The sequence below is a fragment of the Bradyrhizobium macuxiense genome, from assembly GCF_007993935.1.
Taxonomy (GTDB): domain Bacteria; phylum Pseudomonadota; class Alphaproteobacteria; order Rhizobiales; family Xanthobacteraceae; genus Bradyrhizobium; species Bradyrhizobium macuxiense_A.
On sequence record NZ_VITY01000004.1, the window covers coordinates 418,736 to 439,786 of the forward strand.

Annotated in this window: 19 protein-coding genes and 1 tRNA gene; 17 read left to right on the forward strand and 3 right to left on the reverse strand. The window is 64.2% G+C overall.

Features of this window, described 5'->3' with window-relative positions; genetic code table 11:
- Nucleotides 1-12 precede the first annotated feature (12 nt).
- The 9 genes from FBZ93_RS13230 to FBZ93_RS13270 all read left to right on the forward strand — a co-directional run bounded on the left by FBZ93_RS13230 (nt 13) and on the right by FBZ93_RS13270 (nt 10,837).
- Entirely contained in the window at nt 13-1,167 is a 1,155-nt protein-coding gene (locus FBZ93_RS13230; RefSeq protein ID WP_146986380.1) for an 8-amino-7-oxononanoate synthase, read from the forward strand.
- Nucleotides 1,164-1,796: a dethiobiotin synthase gene (gene bioD, locus FBZ93_RS13235; protein ID WP_146986599.1), complete on the forward strand. Its 633-nt coding sequence runs from the start codon at nt 1,164-1,166 to the stop codon at nt 1,794-1,796. The genes FBZ93_RS13230 and bioD overlap by 4 nt, the downstream gene beginning before the upstream one ends.
- Nucleotides 1,793-3,055, forward strand: coding sequence for an adenosylmethionine--8-amino-7-oxononanoate transaminase (locus FBZ93_RS13240; protein ID WP_146986381.1), 1,263 nt, complete (start codon nt 1,793-1,795; stop codon nt 3,053-3,055). The genes bioD and FBZ93_RS13240 overlap by 4 nt, the downstream gene beginning before the upstream one ends.
- A 266-nt stretch (nt 3,056-3,321) precedes the next feature.
- Nucleotides 3,322-4,761, forward strand: coding sequence for a sigma-54 interaction domain-containing protein (locus tag FBZ93_RS13245; protein ID WP_146986382.1), 1,440 nt, complete (start codon nt 3,322-3,324; stop codon nt 4,759-4,761).
- Nucleotides 4,762-4,969: 208 nt separating this feature from the next.
- Nucleotides 4,970-6,379, forward strand: coding sequence for a GntP family permease (locus FBZ93_RS13250; RefSeq protein WP_146986383.1), 1,410 nt, complete (start codon nt 4,970-4,972; stop codon nt 6,377-6,379).
- A 138-nt stretch (nt 6,380-6,517) separates the two neighbouring features.
- On the forward strand, nt 6,518-8,530 hold the full coding sequence (locus tag FBZ93_RS13255; protein WP_146986384.1) for an acyl CoA:acetate/3-ketoacid CoA transferase: 2,013 nt from the start codon (nt 6,518-6,520) through the stop codon (nt 8,528-8,530).
- Between the two features lie 263 nt (nt 8,531-8,793).
- Entirely contained in the window at nt 8,794-9,606 is an 813-nt protein-coding gene (locus tag FBZ93_RS13260; protein ID WP_146986385.1) for a pentapeptide repeat-containing protein, read from the forward strand.
- A 214-nt stretch (nt 9,607-9,820) separates the two neighbouring features.
- Nucleotides 9,821-10,291 carry an aminoacyl-tRNA deacylase gene (locus tag FBZ93_RS13265; RefSeq protein ID WP_074127602.1) on the forward strand — a complete coding sequence of 157 codons (471 nt, stop codon included), beginning with the start codon at nt 9,821-9,823 and terminating at the stop codon, nt 10,289-10,291.
- Between the two features lie 123 nt (nt 10,292-10,414).
- Nucleotides 10,415-10,837 (forward strand): CBS domain-containing protein, encoded by a 423-nt coding sequence (locus FBZ93_RS13270; protein ID WP_074127603.1) that lies wholly within the window; start codon nt 10,415-10,417, stop codon nt 10,835-10,837.
- A 59-nt stretch (nt 10,838-10,896) separates the two neighbouring features.
- Here the strand turns inward: FBZ93_RS13270 and FBZ93_RS13275 are convergent, their stop codons facing one another.
- Nucleotides 10,897-12,219 carry a YXWGXW repeat-containing protein gene (locus FBZ93_RS13275; protein ID WP_146986386.1) on the reverse strand — a complete coding sequence of 441 codons (1,323 nt, stop codon included), beginning with the start codon at nt 12,217-12,219 and terminating at the stop codon, nt 10,897-10,899.
- A gap of 449 nt (nt 12,220-12,668) precedes the next feature.
- Here FBZ93_RS13275 and FBZ93_RS13280 point away from each other — a divergent pair, with 449 nt between their 5' ends.
- Complete coding sequence (locus FBZ93_RS13280; protein ID WP_146986387.1) at nt 12,669-14,078, forward strand: MFS transporter; 1,410 nt, start codon at nt 12,669-12,671, stop codon at nt 14,076-14,078.
- Here the strand turns inward: FBZ93_RS13280 and FBZ93_RS13285 are convergent.
- Nucleotides 14,075-14,977 (reverse strand): LysR family transcriptional regulator, encoded by a 903-nt coding sequence (locus FBZ93_RS13285; protein ID WP_146986388.1) that lies wholly within the window; start codon nt 14,975-14,977, stop codon nt 14,075-14,077. The genes FBZ93_RS13280 and FBZ93_RS13285 overlap by 4 nt on opposite strands.
- A gap of 94 nt (nt 14,978-15,071) precedes the next feature.
- Here FBZ93_RS13285 and FBZ93_RS13290 point away from each other — a divergent pair, with 94 nt between their 5' ends.
- The 4 genes from FBZ93_RS13290 to FBZ93_RS13305 all read left to right on the forward strand — a co-directional run bounded on the left by FBZ93_RS13290 (nt 15,072) and on the right by FBZ93_RS13305 (nt 18,021).
- Nucleotides 15,072-15,773: a haloacid dehalogenase type II gene (locus tag FBZ93_RS13290; RefSeq protein WP_146986389.1), complete on the forward strand. Its 702-nt coding sequence runs from the start codon at nt 15,072-15,074 to the stop codon at nt 15,771-15,773.
- Nucleotides 15,760-16,998, forward strand: coding sequence for a CaiB/BaiF CoA transferase family protein (locus tag FBZ93_RS13295; RefSeq protein ID WP_146986390.1), 1,239 nt, complete (start codon nt 15,760-15,762; stop codon nt 16,996-16,998). The genes FBZ93_RS13290 and FBZ93_RS13295 overlap by 14 nt, the downstream gene beginning before the upstream one ends.
- Nucleotides 16,999-17,020: 22 nt before the next feature.
- Complete coding sequence (locus tag FBZ93_RS13300; protein ID WP_146986391.1) at nt 17,021-17,443, forward strand: PaaI family thioesterase; 423 nt, start codon at nt 17,021-17,023, stop codon at nt 17,441-17,443.
- 335 nt (nt 17,444-17,778) lie between these two features.
- The gene (locus FBZ93_RS13305) at nt 17,779-18,021 is read left to right on the forward strand and encodes a hypothetical protein (RefSeq protein WP_050424707.1); all 243 of its coding nucleotides are present in this window, start codon (nt 17,779-17,781) and stop codon (nt 18,019-18,021) included.
- Between the two features lie 210 nt (nt 18,022-18,231).
- Here the strand turns inward: FBZ93_RS13305 and FBZ93_RS13310 are convergent.
- Nucleotides 18,232-18,308: transfer RNA gene (locus FBZ93_RS13310), tRNA-Arg, on the reverse strand.
- Nucleotides 18,309-18,438: 130 nt separating this feature from the next.
- On the opposite strand from FBZ93_RS13310, the gene FBZ93_RS13315 reads away from it, so the two are divergent.
- The 3 genes from FBZ93_RS13315 to FBZ93_RS41940 all read left to right on the forward strand — a co-directional run bounded on the left by FBZ93_RS13315 (nt 18,439) and on the right by FBZ93_RS41940 (nt 21,031).
- Nucleotides 18,439-19,518, forward strand: a complete 1,080-nt coding sequence (locus FBZ93_RS13315; protein ID WP_146986392.1) for an LLM class flavin-dependent oxidoreductase — start codon at nt 18,439-18,441, stop codon at nt 19,516-19,518.
- Nucleotides 19,519-19,616: 98 nt separating this feature from the next.
- The gene (locus tag FBZ93_RS13320; RefSeq protein ID WP_146986393.1) at nt 19,617-20,654 is read left to right on the forward strand and encodes an alpha/beta fold hydrolase; all 1,038 of its coding nucleotides are present in this window, start codon (nt 19,617-19,619) and stop codon (nt 20,652-20,654) included.
- A gap of 119 nt (nt 20,655-20,773) precedes the next feature.
- Nucleotides 20,774-21,031, forward strand: a complete 258-nt coding sequence (locus FBZ93_RS41940; RefSeq protein WP_433995411.1) for a GCG_CRPN prefix-to-repeats domain-containing protein — start codon at nt 20,774-20,776, stop codon at nt 21,029-21,031.
- Nucleotides 21,032-21,051: the final 20 nt, after the last annotated feature.

Sequence of the window (21,051 nt, forward strand, 5' to 3'; positions counted from 1 at the left end):
TGAGAGTGAAGCATGAGCGCAATTCATGCGGCCAACGCCGCTGATTACGCCGCGGCCTTGCACGCCCTGAGCAAGGACGATCGGCTGCGCGGCCTCAAGCCGCGCGCGGGCATCGATTTCGTCTCGAACGACTATCTGGCGCTCGCGAATGCGCCGCGCATCAAGCAGGCGGTTGCGGCCGCGCTCGCAGCCGGCACGCCGATCGGCGCCGGCGGCTCGCGGCTTCTGCGCGGCAATTGCGAGGAGCACGAACGGCTGGAGGCGGAGGCCGCCGCGTTCTTCCGCGCCGAGGCCGCATTGTTCTTCGGCGGCGGCTATGTCGCCAATTTCGCGGTGCTGACGACGCTGCCGCAGCGCGGCGACCTGCTCGTGCTCGATTCCCTGGTGCACGCCAGCATCCATGAAGGTGCGCGGGCCGGCCGGGCCGAATTTCGCTTCAGCGCGCACAATGATCCGCAATCGGTTGAGGACACCATTCGCGGCTGGCGCGCCGAGGGCGGAACGGGCCGGGTCTGGATCGTGGTCGAAAGCGTCTACAGCATGGACGGCGATCTCGCGCCGCTCGCCGCCCTCGTCGCCATCGCCGAGCGGCACGACGCGTTCCTGATGGTGGACGAGGCGCACGGCACCGGCGTCTATGGCGAGCAGGGACGCGGGCTGACGGCGCCCTATGAGGGCCGCGAGAACCTTGTGATCGTTCATACCTGCGGCAAGGCGCTGGGCGCCGCGGGCGCGCTGGTCACGGCCCCGACCGTGCTGCGCGACTTCATGGTCAATCGCTGCCGGCCGTTCATCTTCGCCACCGCGCCGTCACCTCTTGTGGCCGTCGCCGTACGCGAGGCGCTGCTGATCCTGCAACAGGAGCCCGAGCGCCAACAGCGCCTGGCAAGCCTGGTCGCGTTTGCCCATCGCGAGCTAGATCGGCGCGGCTGGCAAAGTCCGTCACGCTCCCAGATCGTGCCCTATATCGTCGGTGACAACGCGCGCGCGATGCGGCTTGCATCCGCGCTGCAGGCGCGCGGCTTCGACGTCAGAGGCATCAGGCCGCCGACCGTGCCGGTGGGCACGGCCCGATTGCGGATTGCGCTGACCCTCAATGTCGACGAGGACGACGTGCGCGCGCTGCTCGACGCGCTCGTGGCGGAGACCAACGGATGGCCGCAATGACCGGCCGGATCGTGGTGACCGGCACCGATACCGGGATCGGAAAGACGGTGTTCTCCGCGGGGCTCGTGAATCTTCTCGGCGCGCGCTACTGGAAACCGGTCCAGTCCGGCCTCGACGAGGAGACCGATGCGCAACTGGTGGCGCGGCTTGGCGGTCTTCCGGCCGATCGCATCGTGCCGGAACGCTACCGGCTTCGCACGCCGGCGTCACCGCATCAATCCGCCGCGATCGACGGCGTGCGCATCGACCCCGCTGCGCTCGACGTGCCCGACATCTCGGATGGGCCACTGGTGATCGAGGGCGCCGGCGGGCTGATGGTTCCGCTGAACGACAACACGCTCTACATCGACATCTTCGAGCGATGGCGGCTTCCGGTCGTGCTCTGCGCCCGCACCGCGCTCGGCACCATCAATCATTCGCTGCTGTCGGTCGAGGCGCTGCGCGGGCGCCGGATCGAAATTCTCGGGATCGCATTCATCGGCGAGAGCAACCCGGAGAGCGAGCATGCTATCTGCGGTTTTGGACAGGTGCGGCGGTTGGGTCGATTGCCCCGGCTTTCACGGCTCACGGAGGACGCGCTGCGCATGGCGTTCGAGGCATCGTTCCGGCGCGAAGATTTCAACGCATGACATCGCCCAGGAAGTCACGGGTCTGGCACCCGTTCACCCAGCACGCGCTGCACGGCGAGATGACAAGGATCGTGCGCGGCGAGGGCGCCTATCTCTACACCGCGGATGACCGCCGCATCATCGATGCGATCGCGTCCTGGTGGGTGGTGACCCATGGCCACTGCCATCCGCATATCGTGCGCGCGATCCAGGAGCAGGCGGAGCAGCTCAACCAGATCATCTTTGCCGGCCATACTCACGATCCGGCCGAAGCGGTTGCCGCGCAACTCCTGAAGCTGGCACCTGATGGTCTCGACTACGTGTTCTTCTCCGACTCCGGCTCGACCAGCGTGGAAGTGGCGCTGAAGATGGCGCTCGGCTACTGGCACAATATCGGCGTGCCGCGCACGCGGATCATCGTCATGGAACACTCCTACCATGGCGACACCGTAGGCACGATGTCGGTCGGCGCGCGCGGCGTCTTCAATAAGGCTTACGAGCCGCTGCTGTTCGACGTCGCGTCAATCCCGTTTCCTGCCGCGGGTCATGAGCAGGCGACGCTCGATGCGCTCGAAGCCGCCTGCAAGAACGAAACGGCGGCAGCGTTTATCGTCGAGCCGCTGATTTTGGGCGCGGGCGGGATGCTGATGTATCCCGCTTGGGTGCTCAAGGAAATGAAGCGGATCTGCGAGGCCTCTGGCGTGCTCTTGATCGCCGACGAGGTGATGACCGGCTGGGGCCGGACCGGCACCTTGTTTGCGTGCGAGCAGGCCGATGTCAGCCCGGATATCGCCTGTTACTCAAAGGGCCTCACCGGTGGATCGCTGCCGCTCGCGGTGACGCTTTGCCGCGCCGAGATCTACGACGCGCATTATTCAAGCGATCGTTCGCGGACCTTCTTCCATTCGAGCTCCTATACGGCAAACCCGGTCGCCTGTGCCGCGGCCAGGGCGAACCTCGAACTCTGGCAACACGGCGCGGGCGATCGCGTGGCCTCGGTCGCCGCGATGCAGCAGCGCCTGATCGCGCCATTCCGTGCCGACCCGCGCTTTGAAAACGCCCGCCGCACCGGGACCATCACCGCGCTCGACCTGAAGGCAAGCGATGCCGGCTATCTCGCAGGCATCGGGCCGAAGCTTCAGGCTTTCTTCCAACGTAGAGACCTGCTGCTGCGGCCGCTGGGCAATACGATCTACGTCATGCCGCCTTACTGCGTCACGGAGGCGGACCTCGAGGAAATCTACGCCGCGATCGGGGATGCGGCCGACGAACTGACGTGACGCCGCCGCCCAGAGTGAAACGTCGAACGTCTATATTGTTGAAATCCCGACATAATTATCCTGCGGACAACGCGGTTGCGCCACGCGCCGGGTGCGAAGTTTTGTCCGGCGCTGATGTGAAATCACGCGATCTCCTGCTAGATTTGCTGCAACCCGATCGGCTTCGCAGGTCCAGTCCTTCCGGAGACAGGTGGAGCGGAGGCGGGACGCGTGGTCGTTCGCAACCATCCGCGTGCGCTCATTGTTGAAGGACCATTCGCAACTCCATGTCCGATCGCCAGCCCATCGTCAGCGATCCCGCGACCATCCGCGCACGCGCCATGGAAACGCTGCTTGAGCGCCTGGAGGATCTCTGCGAAGGCGCCATCGCGATCGATCGCGACGGACGCGTCGTCTACGTCAACGAAAAATACCTTCACTCGCTTCGGCTTGGCCATGTCTCCGAGGCGATCGGACGTCCCATCGAGGAGATCATCCCGAACAGCCTGATGCGCCGCGTGGCCGAGACCGGTGAACCGATCCTTCTGGATATCATGGAGCTCGGCGGCGAGCAGCTCGTGGTGACGCGCATGCCGATCGAGGACGAGAACCGGAACGTCATCGGCGCGATCGGCTTCGTGCTGTCGGACCGTCTCGACAATTTGAAGCCGCTGATCGCGCGGATGGGCCAACTTGAAAGCGACCTCAGGCTGGCGAAACGGCAATTGTCGCAGTCGCGCAGCGCGCGGTTCACCTTCGACGACTATGTCGGCAACACCGAGCGCATCGGGCGAGCCAAGGAACTCGCCCGCCGGGCGGCGCGCCAAAGCGTGACGGTGCTGCTCACAGGCGAAACCGGAACCGGCAAGGAATTGCTGGCGCAGGCGATCCACAATGCGTCGGCGCGCGCCGAAAAGCCCTTCGTCAGCGTCAACGTCGCCGCCATTCCGGATACGCTGATCGAGTCCGAGTTCTTCGGCACGGTGCCGGGCGCCTATACCGGCGCCGACCGCAAAGGTCGGGACGGCAAGTTCCGGAGCGCCGATGGCGGCACGCTGTTCCTCGACGAAATCGGCGAAATGCCGTTGCAGCTGCAAAGCAAGCTGCTGCGGGTGTTGCAGGAGCGGGAAATCGAGCCGGTTGGGTCCGACAAGGTCACGAAAGTCGATGTTCGCGTCATCGCTGCAACCAACGTCGATCTGCAGAAGCGCGTCAACGAAGGCACATTCCGGGCAGACCTTTTCTACCGCCTGAACGTGCTCACGATCGCCCTGCCGCCGTTGCGCGATTGCGCCGGCGATCTCCCGGAAATCTGTGCGAGGCTGTTGGATGACATCGTCCGGTCCGGCGATTACCTCAACGCGAAGCTCACACCGTCGGGCCTCGCCGCGCTCGCCTGCTACGATTGGCCTGGAAACGTCCGTGAGCTGCGCAACGTGCTGGAGCGCGCGCTGATTCTCAGCGACTCCGGTCGTCTCGCCGGCGATGATTTCGCCCGCATCCTGTCGGTGGGCGCCGAGGGGAGGGCCGCCGTGCTGCCGGCTGCAACGGGTGCAGTCGTCCCTTATGCCCAGGCCGAGGCCGCATTCGAGAAGCGGACGCTTGAAGGCGCGCTGGAGGCCGCCAACGGGCAGATTGCCGAAGCCGCCCGGATGCTGCGCATTTCGCGGGCGACGTTCTACAAGAAGCTCGCCAAGTTCGGGCTCGCCCAATCGGATGCTGTCTGAGTTCTGAGACTTCAAGGTGTCTTGAGTCTTAGATCGTAGACATCAACCGATCCGCCGGCACACCCACGCGCCAACGACGAACTGCCGACTTTTCAGCCATTTGATGCATTGCGAGGCAATTTGGCCCGCCCCTTGCTCTGCGTCCGGGAAGACGCGCCTCGAATGCGCAAGAAGCGTCCGAAAAGAACAATTACCGGGAGAGAAACAGATGAGCTTTCTGGTCGCGCTGGCCGCGCTCGTTTTCCTGATGTTCGTCGCCTATCGCGGCTTCAGCGTCATCCTGTTCGCGCCGGTCGCCGCGCTTGGCGCGGTGCTGCTGACCGATCCGGGCGCAGTGCCCGCCGCCTTCACCGGTCTCTTCATGGACAAGATGGTCGGCTTCGCGAAGCTATACTTTCCGGTGTTCCTGCTCGGCGCGGTGTTCGGCAAGGTGATCGAGCTCTCCGGCTTCTCCAAATCGATCGTGGCGGCGGTGATTGGCCTCGTCGGCAGCCAGCGCGCGATGCTGGCCATCGTGCTGGTCTGCGCGGTGCTCACCTATGGCGGCGTCTCCCTGTTCGTCGTGGTGTTCGCCGCCTATCCCTTCGCCGCCGAGATGTTCCGGGCCGGCAATATTCCAAAACGCCTGATTCCCGGCACGATCGCACTCGGCGCCTTTTCCTTCACCATGGATTCGCTGCCGTTCAGCCCGCAGATCCAGAACATCATTCCGACCACCTATTTCAAGACCACCAACGGCGCGGCGCCGATCCTTGGTACGATTGGTGCGATCTTCATCCTCGTGTTCGGCCTGCTCTATCTCGAATGGCGCCGACGTCAGGCGGTGGCTGCCGGCGAGGGCTATGGTGAGGGACACAGCAACGAGCCGCCGCCGGTCGATACCACGGAGCTGGCGCCGGCGTTGGTCGCCTTTCTGCCGCTGATCGTGGTGTTCGCGGTCAACCTGCTGCTCGGCGGCTTTCCCGGCGTGTTCGGCGGCTTGATCGAGCGGGCGTATGGCACAAGCTACGATCTGACGCTTGCGCTCGACCATTCGATCGCCACGCCGATCGCCAGCATCAAGGCGATCTGGGCAGTGGAGGGCGCGCTGATCGCGGGCATTCTGACGGTGTTCGCATTCGCGTTTCCAAAATTGAAAAAGACCTTCGCCGATGGCAGCAAGGCCGCGGTCGGCGGTGCGCTGCTGGCGGCGATGAACACCGCGTCCGAATACGGCTTCGGCGGCGTGATCGCGGCGCTTCCCGGCTTCATCGTCATCAAGGATGCACTGAAATCCATCCCAAATCCGCTCGTCAACGAAGCCATCACCGTCACCTCGCTCGCCGGCATCACCGGCTCGGCCTCGGGCGGCATGTCGATTGCGCTCGCCGCCATGGCGAAGGATTTCGTCGCCATGGCCGAGGCGGCGCACATCCCGCCCGAGGTCCTGCACCGCGTCGCGTCGATGGCGAGCGGCGGCATGGATACGCTGCCGCACAATGGCGCCGTCATCACCCTGCTCGCGGTGACCGGGCTGACCCACCAGCAGTCCTACAGGGACATCTTTGCGGTAACCTGCCTGAAGACGCTGGCGGTGTTCTTCGTGATCGCGGTCTATTACGTCACCGGGCTGGTCTAGCGCCCGTTCCCGATTGAATCGGAACGAGGCCTGGCTTGTTGTTTTTTGCGCGTTTTCTTCGCGCGAGCCGGCGTCCATCCCGCATCAAGTGCGGGAGAGGTTTCGCCGTAAAACGCGCCAATGATCGGGAGGAATGATTTGAGCCAACATCCGGCGCTGTCCTATCTGCGTACGACGGAAAAGGGCAAGATCGTTACGGCCGCCGAAGCCGTGCGTTTGATCCATGATGGTGACACGGTCGCGACCGGCGGCTTTGTCGGCATCGGCTTTGCCGAAGAGATCGCCCTCGCGCTGGAGGAGCTCTATCTCGCCAACGAAACGGACGCGCCCTATGCGCAGGGCAAGCCTCGCAACCTCACGCTGGTCTATGCGGCGGGACAGGGAGACGGCAAGCACCGCGGCCTCAACCATTTCGCACATGAGGGGCTGGTCCGGCGCGTGATCGGCGGCCATTGGGGGCTCGCACCCAAATTGCAGCAACTGGCGATCGCAAATCAGATCGAGGCCTATAATCTGCCGCAAGGCGTCATCACCCATCTGTTCCGCGATATCGCCGCGCGTCGTCCCGGCCACGTTTCACGCGTCGGTATCGGCACCTTCGTCGATCCGCGCCAGGGCGGTGGCAAGCTCAACGCCCGCACCGTCGATGAGTTGGTCGAGCTGGTCACGCTCGGCGGCGAGGAGTGCCTGTTCTACAAGGCCTTTCCCATCGACGTTGGGATCATCCGTGCCACCACCGGCGATGCCGACGGCAATCTCACGATGGAAAAGGAAGCGCTGACGCTGGAGGCGCTGGCGATCGCCATGGCGGCGCATAATTCCGGCGGCATTGTCATCGCCCAGGTCGAGCGCGTCGCGGAAAGCGGCAGCCTCAATCCGCGCCAGGTGAAAATCCCCGGTATCCTCGTCGATTGCGTGGTGGTGGCGAAGCCGGAAAACCATTGGCAGACCTTCGGCACGCATTACAATCCGGCCTATAGCGGGGAGATCAGGCTGCGCGCCGGCTCGCTGCCGCCGATGCCGATGAGCGAGCGCAAGATCATCGCGCGCCGGGCGGCATTCGAGCTCAAGGCCAACAGCGTCGTCAATCTCGGCATCGGCATGCCCGAGGGTATCGCCTCGGTCGCCAACGAGGAGCGGGTCATCGACTTAATCACGCTGACAGCCGAGCCCGGTGTGATTGGCGGCGTGCCGGCGAGCGGGATCGATTTCGGTGCCGCCGTCAACACGCAGGCGGTGATCGACCAGCCCTATCAGTTCGATTTCTATGACGGCGGCGGTCTCGACGCTGCGTTCCTCGGCCTTGCCCAGGTCGATCGCGCCGGCGATCTCAACGTCAGCAAATTCGGTCCCAAGCTCGCCGGTGCCGGAGGCTTCATCAACATCAGCCAGAACGCCAAGAAGGTGATTTTCGTCGGCACGTTTGGTGCAGGACGCCAGCGCATCGGCGTAGCCGACGGCAAGCTCGTCATCGCCGAAGAAGCGCAAGCCCGCAAATTCGTCGAGGCCGTCGAGCATGTGACGTTCAGCGGCGCCGTTGCCGCCAGGCGTGGGCAGACCGTGCACTACGTCACCGAGCGCTGCGTGCTTGCGCTGACCGAAGGCGGGCTCGAGCTGATCGAGGTTGCGCCCGGCATCGATATCGAGCGCGACATCCTCGCCCTGATGGAATTCAGGCCGCTGATCCCGCGCGATCCAGCCTTGATGGATGCCCGGATCTTCCGCGACGGCCCGATGGATTTGCGCAGCGACCTGTTGACGCTTCCGCTTGATCGACGCTTCACGCTGGACCAGCAGCAGAACCTGTTCTTCGTCAACCTGGAGCGCTTCGCGCTGCGCAGCAGGGCCGACATCGATGCGATCGCGCGCGCCGTCGAGGCCAACCTCGGCAGCCTCGATCGCCGCGTCTATGCAATCGTCAACTATGACAACTTCTCGATTGTCCCCGAGTTGCTCGACGAATACTCGGCGATGGTGCAAGGTTTGACCGACCGCTTCTATTCCGGCGTCTCCCGTTACACCACGTCGGGCTTCCTTCGCATCAAGCTCGGCGAAGCGCTGGAACGGCGCGGCGTCGCCGCACATATTTTTGAAAGCGCGGAAGACGCGCGGTCGGATTGGCGAAATGTCGAAGCCGGGCTCGCCCCGTAGCCGGACCGAAACGGGCGCGAGGCGGGATAAGCCACCAGAAGCCGGCGGCGAAATTGCCTCCGTCGCCGGAGCGACGGGCTGCGATCTGTCCTTGGCTCTCGCGGACGGCGTTTCCCCTGACGGAGCGGTCACGGGCATTGCCAGGATCGGGATCCGGTTTCATACTCCGGTACAAGCCGGAGGCAACCAGCTAACCTGACGGTACGACCAACCCGAAGGTTGAAAGAGACAAAACCGGGTTGCTGAAAAGCGGAGAGACGGCGATGTCGTTTCGTCTCGCATTTGCGCTTGTGTCCGTAGCGGCGCTGCTCGTTGATCCGACTGGCGCTGTGTCGCAGGACATGCTGCACGGGGTCGATCTCAACGGTCCCGATATGACGGCGTCGGAAATGACGCGCGCCGAGGTCGACGCGCTCCTCAAGGCGGTGCCTCAAGGGGACCGAAATTCTGCAGATTTGGAGGGTAAGCGACTGTCGCACCTCGATCTCTCGGGCCTCGACTTCTCCGGTGGCAACCTTCATCTCGCAAAGCTCAACCGGACCAATCTGAAAGGCGCCCGCCTCGATCGGGCCAACCTGAATCAGGCTTGGCTCATTGAAGCAGATTTGACGGAGGCATCCCTCGCAAAGGCGTCGCTGCTCGGCACGCAGATGCATCGCGCCAGGCTTGGCGGCGCCGATTTGCGCGGCGCTCGCATAACCGCCGATCTTTCCGGTGCCAGCCTGAACGGGGCCAAGCTGGCGGGCGCCGATTTGAGCGCGGATATGCGCAATCAATCGATGGGCCTGATGCGTGGCGTGCTCAAATCCGCCGATCTCCGGAATGCGGATTTGAGCGGCGCCAATCTCGCCCGCACCGATCTCGAATTCGCGCAGCTGCAGAACGCCAATTTGACGAACTGCAACCTCAACAAGGCCGACCTTGCGGGCGCCGACTTATCCGACGCCAATGTGGCCGGCGCCGATTTCACCGAGACCGACCTCGCGTCGGCCGTCTTGCCGAGCGCGGCCGCGCTGGCTGAGGCCCGCAATCTGGACAAGGCCCGGAACTTGAACCTGGCGCGGCGCCCACGTTAGTGGCGTTTTCCGGCGAAGTACCGGTTCGCGTGAAGAAAACGCGTCAAGATTGGAATCTGGAGCCTCGTTCCGATGAATCGGAACGAGGCTCCAGGGATCGAATTGCAGTGTCCTACGACAGGACTTATGCTCGGTCCTGGGAACTACGCAGCCGCTCATCGTGCGGCGGGGCGGACCACGGTGGATGGTTGCATATCGCACCGGAGGTGACGCTATGACCATTTCGCCCACACTGCATAAATATCTCGCTGTCGAAAACATCGAGTACGACGAAATCCCGCACGTGCTGACGATGTCGTCCGCGCTTACCGCCCAGGCCTGTCACGTCCCGGGCGATCGGCTGGCCAAGGCCATTGTGCTGCGCCGCAACGGCGGCTATCTGCTCGCCGTGCTGCCGGCGTCGCACCACCTCAGGCTGACGGATCTAAAGGCGAGATTCGGTGACGATATCGCCCTGGCCGCTGAAAGCGAGATCGATAGGCTGTTCGCGGACTGTGCGCATGGCGCGGTTCCCGCCGCAGGCATCTGCTATGGGCTCGACGTTATCGTTGATGACAGCATTCAGACGCAGCCCGAAATCTATATCGAAGCCGGCGATCATGAGACGTTGCTTCACCTCGGTCGCGCGCAATTCGATCGCTTGACTGCCGGTTCCCTGCACGGCCGATTCAGTACGCACGACTGAGGCGGCATGATAGCGGACTACGTGTTGGTGCGCGCTGACCAAGGCGCAGCACGCATGCGGTGGTGCCAGCTCTGTTGTATAGTTGCCAGTGAGGGGGCTGTTGCCTTGAAAGGGAGGTCCTCCATGAAAGTCAAGGACGTGATGCACAAGGGCGTCGACTGGGTCAGCCCTGACACGCCAATCACCGAAATCGCGAAATTGATGCAAGGGCACGACGTCGGCTGCATTCCGATCGGTAAAGACGATCATTTGATCGGGATGGTGACCGATCGCGATATTGTCTGCAAAGGCCTCGCCAGCAAGGACTTCAACGCCGCGCGCATGACTGCGCGGGACGTGATGACCGAAGGCATTCACTGCTGCCGGGAGGACGACGATTTGGCGAAAGCCGTGCATCATATGGAGACGCTGAAGATCCGCAGGCTGCCTGTGATCAACAAGAGCAAGCGGATGGTCGGCATGATCAGCCTGGGTGATGTCGGCCAATCGGCCACCGTCGATCTGTTGACCCAGTGCGTCAAGGGCGTGTCGGCTCATCACCATTGAGACGGCGATGGCTCTCAGATGAAATCGGCGTGCCGTTGCAGACACGCCGATGAGTTGGATCATGCGTGCCTGTGTGGCGCTGGTCTCGCAGCGGGATGCTGCGGCCGTGGCGCAGGATGAGGCCGCGGTGCCGGCCGCGACACGTGCGGCGCTGCGGGCCGGGGCGGAGGAGCACGATGCACAGCCGCTTGCGCGACGTGCGGCGCCGGCGGATGCGCGACCGGGTGTGGCGCGGGCGGTGCATGACGTGCGATCTGCGGCGTCGGCGCATGCACGGCCGGCGCGGCGATGTGCGGCGCCGCGGCAGGATGATTGCCCGCGGTGGGCAAGGCGTGTCCTGCCGGGGGCGCGTGCCCTGTCGTTTGAGCGTGTTCCGTCGTTGGAGCGTGCACTGCCGGCAGAGCGTTTCCTGTCGGGAGAGCGTGTCCTGCCGGCGGAGCATTCCCTGCCGGTTGAGCGTGTCCTGCCGGCAGAGCATTTCCTGACGGGAGAGCGTGACCCGTCGTTTGAGCGTGTTCTGCCGGCGCGGCGTGCACGGGCGGCAATGCGTTTCCGGTCGGCAGAGCGTGTCCAGGCGGCACGGCATTCCCGGTCGGCAGAGCGTGGCTTGCCGTCGGCTGCGCATGCCCGGGCGGCGGTGCCACGATCGGCTTGCCCGGTCGCGCGGCGATCACGCCCGCGCCGCTGAATTGTGCGGCGTGTGCGGTCGCGGCGACCGCCGGATGACCATGGTTGTTGGCGAGCGTCAGCGCCGGGTCCTTCATGGCTGCTGCCGCGTGCCGCGTCTGCTCGGCGGTCGCAGCCACATGTTGCCCGTTCTGGGCGGCGAGCTGCTGCGGCGTCGGCCTCACCGTGGTGCCGCCGGTGCCGCCGTTGTAGCTGACGTTGGTCGTGTTGTTGATGACGGTCTTGTTGTAGACGTTGGTGACCGAGACGTTGGAGATGTTGTTGACGGAGCTGTTGTAGAAGAAGCTGCCGCCGCGCCAGTAGCCGCCCTCGTAGCCGACGCCGGTGTAGCCGAAGCCATAAGAGATGCCGCCGTAGAAGCCGACGGTCGCTCCCCAATATCCGGCGTGGAAACCATAGGCGCCATCGTTCCAGCCCCAATAGCCGGGCGTCCACAGCAAGTCAGGTGCGGGCGGCTGCACCCATGTGCCGGGCACCCAGTAGTAGCCGATATCGTCGCTCCATGCCCAATAGCCCGGGGTCCAGATGTAGCCGACCGCGGGCATCGGCGGCTGCACATAGACCGGCAATGGCGGCGGTGCCGCATTCACGGTGATGCCGATCCCGATGCCGAGCTGCGCGTGTGCAGCGTCGGGCGGCGCGAGACAGCAGAGGCTGAGAGCTAAGGCGAGAGGCAGTCCGGCGATGCGGCGCATGGCGCATACTCCAATCTTCTTCCCCCAGCGTTGGAGTCGAATAGTGGCGCCGACATGAACTCGTTGTGAATGTTTGTGGCGATCCGCGATCATGAGGCCGCGTCACGGCGAAATTTTTCGCAGTGGTGAATGCAGTTCAGCTTGGTGTCAGGATGGAACGCGATCGTACGGTCGAAGTGGAAACATGAGCCAAGCGACTCCTGCGAAAGTTCCGCGTGGTTGCATCGCGCTCTGCAGTCGCGGCTTCCTCGTTGCCGCTTTCGATCATCCGTGTGGCTTCAGCTCGCTGCTGAGTAACGTTGCTCGGACGTCGTGTGCTGCAAGGTGTCTGCTTCATCACTGCGCCAAATAGTCGAATTTTCGTTTTGAATTGGACGACGATCCCCTGCGCGTCATCAATCGATGATCGGAACATCCGGCTCGCACAAGGCCGGGCAGGGAGGTCTGGCATGGCGCGAACCGCCGACATCGACATCAACGCGGGCGCACGCCTCGACAGGCTGCCGATCTGTGAATTCCATTGGCGCATCCTGGCCCTGATCGGGGCCGGCATGTTCCTCGACGCGTTCGATATCTATCTGGCCGGCGGCGTGCTGGGAGCCGTGCTCAAGGAGGGATGGTCGACGCTCGAGCTCAACGCCGCATTCGTCTCCGCGACCTTCGTCGGGATGACGATCGGCGCCTGGTTCTCCGGCATCCTTGGCGACCGCTTCGGCCGTCGCTTCTCCTACCAGATGAACCTCGCGATCTTCGGCCTTGCGTCGATCGCGGCGGCCTTCGCTCCGAGCATGACCGTGCTGATCGGCCTGCGCTTCATCATCGGCATCGGGCTCGGCGCGGAGATCGTCGTGGGCTACGCGACCTTGACGGAGTTCGTGCCGGCGTCATCGCGCGGACGCTGGATCGGGCTCCTGGCTGTGATCACCAACGTCTCGCTGTTCGCGTCGTCCATGATCGGCCTGTGGGTGATCCCGACGCTTGGATGGCGCTACATGTTCGCCCTTGTCGGCCTCCTCGCGATGGTCGTCTGGATCCTGCGCAAGTCGATGCCGGAGTCGCCGCGCTGGCTCGCCGCCAACGGACGCGCCGATGAAGCCGAGACAATTCTATCCGCGATCGAGGCGGAGGCGGCGCGCAAGGGAACGCTACCCCCTGTCGCCCCCAGCGCGCCGGCGCAGGAATCTCCGGGTGCGGTCTGGCGTCTGTTCCAGCCGCCATATCTCGCGCGCACGCTGCTCGGCAGCCTGTTGCACGTCGTCGTCGGCTTCAGCCTCTACGGATTCATCGGCTGGCTGCCGACCTTCATGGTCAAGGGCGGCCACAGCGTGGTCTCCTCGCTGGGCTACACCACCGTGATGGCGCTGGGCGGGCCGGTCGGATCGCTGATCGGGCTTGTACTGGCGGACCGGCTCGGACGCCGGCTGTCGATCATCGGCTCGTCGATCGCCGCGGCCGCGCTCGGCATCGCCTATCCGTATATGGCGGACGGTATTGCGCTCGCGGGTGTGGGTTTCCTGCTCGTCACCGCGATCTATGTCATGCTGGCGACCGGGTTCGCGATGCACGTCCCGGAACTGTTCCCGACGCGCTATCGGCTTCGCGGCACCGCGATCTGCGCCACGTCCGGACGGATCGCGACCGCGCTGGTCCAGTACGTCGTGGTCGCGATCTTCGCCTGGCAAGGGCTGACCGGCGTGCTGACGACCCTGGCCGGCATCCTCGTGTTCCAGGCCGTGGTCTTTCTCATGTTCGGATTCGAGACCAAGGGACGATCGCTGGAGGACGCATCGGCGGTCACGGAGGCCGAAGCAGGAAGCCGGTCGCCGATCGCGCGAAGGCCGGCGGACATCGGGGCCTAACTCAGGCCGGAGCACGCCGCCCTGAGCCGATCGCGGAGCCAGCCGTTCGCATTGCTCTGATCGTATCTGCGATGCCAGTACAACATCCAGTCGAACGGCGCGGACTCGAACGGCAGGTCCTCCATCCGCAGGCCGTCGTCCATCAGCACGGCGGCGAGATGTCGCGGCATCACCGCGAGCAGATCGGTGCTCTTCAAGACATGCGGCACGACGAGCCAATGCGGCACATTCAGCCTGATGCGCCTTCGATGACCGCGCTCAGCGAGCACATCGTCGACGAAGCGAAGATCGGTCGGGCTGATCGAGACCTTCATGTGCTCCTGGGCAATGAAGCGTTCGAAGGTCAATTTTCCGCGCTTGATTGGGTGACCGCTCCGCATCAGGCAGACCATGCGGTCGCGCAGCAGCGTTTCGGAACGGATCGACGCGGAATGCTCGAGCCCCATGCTGACCGCGACGTCGATCTCGTCCCGCTCCAGCGCATCGATCGTCAGCGAGGGCGGCAGATGGATGACGTTGTAGGAGATCCGCGCGTCGGGCGATCGCGCCGCGGCGAGTCTCGGCAGCAGCAGGCAGGCAAGGATGTCCGACATCCTGATCGTGAAGCTGCGTTCCGTGCGGGTTGGATCGAAGCCGGCGTCGCTTGCCATCACGCGCTCGACCTGACGCAGCACCTGGCGCAGCGGTTCCGCCAGTTCGGTGGCGCGCGGCGTGGGCTTCATCCCGGCCGTCGTCCGCACCAGCAGTTCGTCCTCGAACATCGCGCGCAACCGGTTGAGCGCATTGCTCATCGCCGGTTGACTGAGGCCGACCCGGTCGGCCGCCTTGGTGACATGACGCTCGGTCAGCAGCGCGTCCAGCGCGACAAGCAGGTTGAGGTCGATGGATCGAAGGTTCATTCGTCATTCATACCGTGAATAACGAAAGACCACAAATCCATTTCATCCATGATGGTGCAGGGCGTATCAATCGATCCGAACCAAGGAGGCATCAATGAGTTTTGAGACGATCAAGCGCGACGTGAAGATCTGCATGTTCGACCAGTACGGCACGGTGGTCGACATGCAGGGCGGCCTGACCAAAATCGCCGCGCCGTTCCTTGCGAAGAAGGGCTGGAAGGGCGATCCGAATTCCTTCGTCACCTGGTGGCGTCGCACGCATTTCGAGAACTCGATGATCGATGCGCTGCTGCATCGCGAGCACACGCCCTATCGCGAGATCGGGCACCGCGCGGTTGCCCACGTGCTGGACCGGGCGAAGATCGACTACACGATGGACGAGGTGCGCACCCTCGTCGGCGAGATCGAGAAGCTGGTGCCGTTTCCGGAGGTGCCGGACGCGCTCGCGCGGCTGCAAAGCAAGTACAAGCTCGTCGTGCTCTCGAACGGCGATCCCGACATGCTCGAGACCGCGAAGCAGTACCACAAGATCCCGTTCGATCGCGTGATCTCGGTGGCCGAAGCCAATTCGTTCAAGCCGCATGTCGCGACCTATACAAAGGCGGCGGAGATCATGGGTGTGAAGCCCGCCGAGGTGCTGTTCGTGGCCAATCACGCCTTCGACTGCATCGGCGCCAAGTCCGCCGGCATGCGGACGGCGTTCATCGACCGGCGCAGCCGTCCGTTCGGCATCACGCCGCACCAGCCCGACATTCTGGTGCCGTCGATGAAAGACCTCGCCGATGCGATCGTCTGATCGCGAGCCGCTGTCCGGCATCAGGGTTCTCGACCTCTGCCGGGTGGTCTCGGGTCCATATGCCACGATGCAGCTCGGCGATCTCGGCGCCGACATCGTCAAGATCGAGGATCCCAGGCAAGGCGACGAAAGCCGCCGCTATGGGCCGCCCTTCGTCGGTGGCGAGAGTGCGTATTTCCTCTCGGTGAACCGCAACAAGCGCAGCTGCGCCATCGACCTGAAGTCGCCGGCGGGTCGCGACGCGGTGCTCGATCTCGCATCCGTCGCCGACGTCGTGATCGAGAATTTTCGCCCGGGCACGCTCGACAAATGGGGGCTCGGTTTCGATGCGCTGCGGGCGCGCAAGGGCGACATCATCCTGTGCAGCATCTCGGGGTTCGGCCGCACCGGTGCGGACGCCTTGCGTCCCGGCTACGATCTGATCCTGCAGGGCGAATCCGGCGTGATGGACATCACCGGCGATCCGGATGGGCCGCCGACCAAGGTCGGCACCTCGATCGCCGATCTCGTCACCGGCCTGTATGCGTCGCATTCGGTGCTGGCTGCCTTGATGCGGAAGAGCCGGACCGGCGAGGGCGGCCGGGTCGACGTTTCGATGCTCGACGCGATGGCATCACTGCTGACGTTCAACGCCGGCATGTACTTCGCCACGGGACAAAGCCCGCGGCGCCGGGGCAACGTGCATCCGACCATCAGCCCGTACGAGCCATTCGAAGCCAGTGACGGCTGGATCAATGTCGGGGTCGCGAACGACAAGTTCTGGGCGGCCTTCTGCGTTGTCATCGGCCGCCCCGATCTGCGCGATGACCTGCGTTTCGAAACCGCGCCGAAACGCGCGGCGAGCCGGAATGAACTCGTCGCGATCCTCATCCCCATCTTTGCCCGGAGAAGCCGCGCCGAGTGGCTGCAAGCGCTGGGCGCGGCGGGCATTCCCTGCGGCGCGATCAAGTCGGTCGGCGAGGTCTGCGAAACGCCGCAACTCACGCAGCGCGGCATGGTCCAGACCGTCCGCCATCCGGCCGCCGGAGACGTGAAGTTCATCGCGCGGCCGATTCGGTTCGGCGACGATCCGCCGGCGCCTTCCACGCCGCCGCCGATGCTCGGCGAGCACACACGCGAGGTGCTTGCGGAATGGCTCGGCTGGACCGACGATCGGCTCGAAAGAGTAGCAGTCGAAGGCGCGTTCGGAGACTTTGGACGGAGCTTCGTGCGATCGGCCATGTGAGTATCGTCAAGAGAATATTGTCATGAGGGAAATCGCCGAGCAGATGCTGCGCCGCGCCGTCGAGGACGAGCGGCAGGAATTCGGGTCGTTCTTTCTGTCGCGCTTCCTCGGACTGGAGATCGCCTACCAGGGCGAGGCGTGCATCGTGTCCTTTGACGTCGAAAGACCGCTGTTCAACCCGCAAGGCTCGCTGCACGGCGGCGTGCTCGCGACCGCGCTCGACATCTCGATGGGGCATCTCGTCAACCACGTCGCGGGTGCCGGCACCACGCTCGAGATGAAGGTGCAGTATCTCGCCGCGGTCCGCGAAGGTCGCGTCACCTGCCATGCGAGCTTCCTGAAGCGGGGCCGCAAGACCTTCTTCGTGCAGTCGCAGGCATCCACCGCAGCCGGCGAGCCGATCGCGCATGCCACATCGACCTGGCAGCTGCTGAACCGAAGCTGAAAGCGTGGTCCGGGCGTTTAACCCATCGCAACCTGTGCAGGCCTGGAAGCTGGGCCGAGTGGGCTGGTGTCCCCGTGATTTTACGGTAGAAAACATAGGACGAGCGTCACCCTTGCAAGCTATTCCGTCGTTGTCGGGCGCTCGCCTCGGTTGCGCTCCGGCGCTATGTTGCGGGGCACTCATTGGAAGCTTTGAGGAGTGAATACGTGCGAGTCATAAGAAATGGGTTTCTATCGGTTCTGGCCTTGGGAGCGTTGGCTCCGGAAGGTCACGCGCAAACCACGGTCGCAGCATTGGAGTGCGATTTTCCACTCGCTTCGACTGATGACTGGAACATGGCCGCGTCGACCCTGCAGTACTACATCGATACGGCTGGAGGCTGGAAAGTCGGCCAGGATTCCTTCTCCTTCGATGGCCCGACAAACGTTACTATCGATGGCAAGGATCGCGTGGCTTCGCTGTCGATCGTTATTTCCCGACAGTCCGGCAAAGCCACCAAGACCCTTTCGTCGGGAGGGAAATCCCTGACCGTCAGCGGCGAATGCAAGAAAATGGAATCCACCGGACGAAAGTTCTGAGCGGATGTGATGCTCCCAGCGACGGGTGTCTGATGAGCCTCGGGCGGTCATCTGAATGGCGACAAGATCGCCATTAGCGATCGTCGTCGATCCAATTCTCGCGGATTTCTCGAATCAGAAGTGCGGTGTTCGTTTCCGCGCCCTCAACGGCAACCTTTGATGGCTCAGCGGATTTGGCAATGCCGGTTGCGGCAAAAGGACGTGTTTTGCTGGCGCACCCGACACGATTCGAACGTGTGACCTTTGCCTTCGGAGGGCAACGCTCTATCCAGCTGAGCTACGGGTGCGTGCAGGGGTTCATTTAGCTGATTGGCTCCGGGTCGGCAACGGCGTTGTCCGGCCGGTCAAGGACTGTAGACTGCCTGCGCCAATATGACAGGTCCAAGGAAAAGGGCCGTCTTTCGAGGGAGTTTGCCCATGCGTCCGCTGGAATTCGGCTGGTATCTGCCCACGCACGGTGACACCACGGCCTATGGGCTGATGGAGGCGCAAATCGCCGGTTCGCCGGAACTCTGCGAGCGCGTGGTCAAGGCGGCCGAGGACGCCGGGTTTGAATATCTGCTCATTCCGGTCGGCTCGGTGTGCTGGGAGGCCTGGATTGCCGGGGCGTTCATGGCGGCGCGCTCGGCGCGGATCAAGCCGCTGATCGCAGCAAGGCCCGGCTACATCAACCCGGTGCTGATGGCCAAGATGATCTCGACCTTCGACCAGATGTCCGGCGGGCGGATCTGCATCAATCTGATCGCCGGCCAGAATGAGAGCGAGGTCGAAGCCGAGGGCGTCCGTCAGCCTAAGGAAGAGCGCTACGCGCTGATGGAGGAGGAGGTCTCGATCCTGAAGGCGCTGTGGACGACACGCGGGCCGGTGACCTTCCAGGGCAAGTTTCACACGATCTCGGGCGCACATATCAGGCCGCGCCCGCTGCAGCAGCCGTTTCCGAAATTCTATCTCGGCGGCGGCTCGCGGCAGGCCTGGGAGGTGTCGGCGAAGCATTCCGACGTCCATCTGTTCTGGGGCGACCTGCCGGAGCGCATCGCGGAGAATATCGCCGAGATCCGGCGGATGGCGCGCGACCATGACCGGGGGGATGCGATCGGCTTCGGCATGCGGCTGCAGGTGATCTGTCGCGAGAACGAGGCCGATGCCTGGGAGGCCGCCGACCAGCTGGTGCGCCACGCCACCGAGCGGCAGAAGCAGGAGATGAAGACGCTCTACAACCGCTCGGAGGCCAATCAGCGCGTGCAGCAACTCGCGCGCGACTATGGCGATCTCCTGATGCCGCATCTGTGGACCGGGATCACCAAAGTGCGGCCCGGCGCCGGCATCGCGGTGGTCGGCAATCCCGCGCAATGCGCCGCGACCCTGCAGCAGTTCATCGACGCCGGCTGCCACTCCTTCTGCCTGTCCGGCTATCTGCACGACGAGGAGGCCGAGCGGTTCGGCCGTCTGATCCGCCCGATCCTTGCCGCCAACAATCGCGGACGGCTCGCTGCGTGAGCTACCTGCCTTTCTGAAAATTCATGCGGGAAGTGAAGTCCAATGCGTCATGATCCGGCCGATTGCATCGCCCCTCGCGGCACCAACGGAGTTGAATCATGCATCACCGGGGCTGGCTTGCGGCACTGACGCTGCTTATCGCGACCGTTCACGTGCCGGTCGTGTCGGCAACGCAGGCGCAGATCGAGCGTGACAAGAAGCCGGTCAAGGAGGTCGCGAGCGGGCGGATCGCCGTCGGCAGCGCGACCTTCCCCGTTTATCTCTCGGCCGACTGGTCCAATCCGCTGCTGGACGTCACCCGCGCGGTGCTGGTGCTGCACGGGGTGCTGCGCAATGCCGACGATTATTTCCGCGCGGCGCTGAGCGCACAGGCTGCGGCCGGCGATGTCGGCAAGAGCACGCTGATGATCGCGCCGCAGTTTTTGATCGAGCCCGACGTCGCGGCGTTCAAGCTGCCGGCGGAGACGCTGCGCTGGAGCCTCTATGGCTGGCAGGGCGGCGAGCCCGCGCTTGCGCCCAATCCGGCGAGCTCGTTCGAGGCGCTCGACGCGATCCTGGCGAAGCTCGGCGACCGCAAGCTGTTTCCGAACCTGAAGCAGGTTGTCGTGTTCGGCCATTCCGGCGGCGGCCAGGTGGTGCAGCGCTATGCGATCGCGGTGAAGGGCGACCAGGTGCTGCTGCGCGAAGGCATCGGCGTGCGCTATGTGGTCGCCAATCCTTCCTCCTACGCCTATTTCACCAAGGAGCGGCCGGAGCCCGCGATCGCGGCGGCATGCGAAGGCTATAACAGCTGGAAGTTCGGCATGGACGATCGCCCGCCCTATCTCGCCGAGCCTTCGCCGGCAGCGCTGGAGCAGGCCTATGTCGGGCGCCGCGTGATCTATCTGCTCGGAACGCTCGACACCAATCCCAATCATCCCGCGCTCGACAAATCCTGCATGGCGGAAGCCGAAGGGCCGTATCGCTATGTGCGCGGGCATTCCTATGTCGCGGCGATGCAGGCCCGCGATGGCGGCGCGCCGAACCACAGCGTGTGGGACGTGCCCGGCGTCGGCCATGAGGGCGGCAAAATGCTCAACTCGCCCTGCGGCCTGACCGCGGTGTTCGACATTCCCGGCTGCGAGGCGGCGCACTGATCATGGTCGCATCGCACACACCGGAATGTGTGCGGCGGCCCGGTGGTAAGCCGCCTCGAGATCGCCTACGCTCCTGCCGCGACTGAAGCGTCACGATCGGCAGCTTGATGGAGATCATCATGAAAGCATGTCTGCTCGCGGTTCTGACGACAGCTGCGTTGCTCGGCCTGACCCCGGCCAACGCCGCGGACGGATGTGGCGTCGGTTGCCACTCTACTGCGTACGGCGCCTGCGTGATTGACGGCTGGGGCACCGGCGCCCGGGTCAGGAACGAGTGTCCCGCCACCTCGCGCCCGCGCCCACCCTGTGGTGGTCGCGGGTACATTTGGCGGCGTGACCTCCAGGCCTGCTCGCAGACGACGAAGGATTGGCTCTAGCCCCGCGCGCGCTGTGACAC